Source organism: Cellulophaga baltica (genome assembly GCF_900102165.1).
Lineage (GTDB): Bacteria > Bacteroidota > Bacteroidia > Flavobacteriales > Flavobacteriaceae > Cellulophaga > Cellulophaga baltica.
In genome coordinates, this window is sequence record NZ_FNBD01000057.1 from 1 (window position 1) to 1,144 (window position 1,144).

Here is a 1,144-nt window from a genome sequence, read left to right on the forward strand (position 1 = left end):
AGAAAAGATAAAAGCAAAATATTTATATTTAGCTAAGTAATAAACCGAAACGTAAGTGCTTATCACCTGCCCTACGTTTCTTATACTTAACGTTGGGCACAATACACGACAAGAGAAATAACTCGCAGTCTTGATAAAAACAAAATATGGAATTTGAAGAAATATTTAACAGTTCAAAAATAATTCTGACAGAAGGGGCACTCGTTGAAAGATTGAAATCTGAATTTAATGCAGAAATGGATGATTGGGTTAATCACGCAGGCTTAATTTATACTCATCCAGATTCGCTAGAATCAATTTATAGACAATATATTGAAATTGGACAAAAATTCGATTTGCCAATAATGATTATGACTCCGACACGAAAGGTAAATTATGAGTCTTTAAAGAAATCTCAGTTCAATGATAAAAACCTTTTTCTTGATTCCTGTGCTTTTCTCAATCAAATAAAAAATAGCTATAACAAATATTCGGAGAAAATCCTTATTGGCGGATTGTTAGGTTGCAAAGGAGATGCGTACAGTGGAGAACAAAATTTTGGGATAAAAGAGGCTTTTCTATTTCACAGACAACAAACAACACAATTTTCAAAAAAAAACGTTGACTTCTTATTTGCGGGAATAATGCCCGAAATAAATGAAACGGTAGGTATGGCAAAGGCTATGGCAGAAACTAATATTCCTTATATTATAAGTTTCATGCTTAGAAAAGACGGTTGTTTGATGGATGGAACAGCTTTGTCTAAGGCAATTGAAATAATTGACAACCAAGTATTCTCAAGCCCTGTTTGTTATATGACAAATTGCATTCATCCGACAAACTTAATCCATGGATTAATTCAAGAAAAAAATAAGAATAGTCAGTTCTTAGAGCGTTTTAAAGGTATTCAATCTAATGCTTCAATTTTGACTCCAGAAGAACTAAACAATTGTAATATACTTCAGCAAGATGATTTTGAAAAAATAATAAGCGAAATGTGCTTTTTGAAGAGTGAGTTTAATTTCAAAATTTTCGGCGGTTGTTGTGGTACAAACGACAAATTTATTGAATCACTGACTGATGAAATAACAAGTACTGTGCCCAATCGAGTAGACGGCTCCGCCCCTAATTAGGAACGGAGTGCGCCTCTCACACCACCGTACAT

The 1,144-nt window shown here is 33.5% G+C and carries 1 protein-coding gene; it reads left to right on the forward strand.

Features of this window, described 5'->3' with window-relative positions:
• Positions 1 to 146 precede the first annotated feature (146 nt).
• A complete protein-coding gene (locus tag BLQ19_RS20870) occupies positions 147 to 1,112 on the forward strand; it encodes a homocysteine S-methyltransferase family protein (RefSeq protein ID WP_074539669.1) in 966 nt (321 codons plus the stop codon).
• Positions 1,113 to 1,144: the final 32 nt, after the last annotated feature.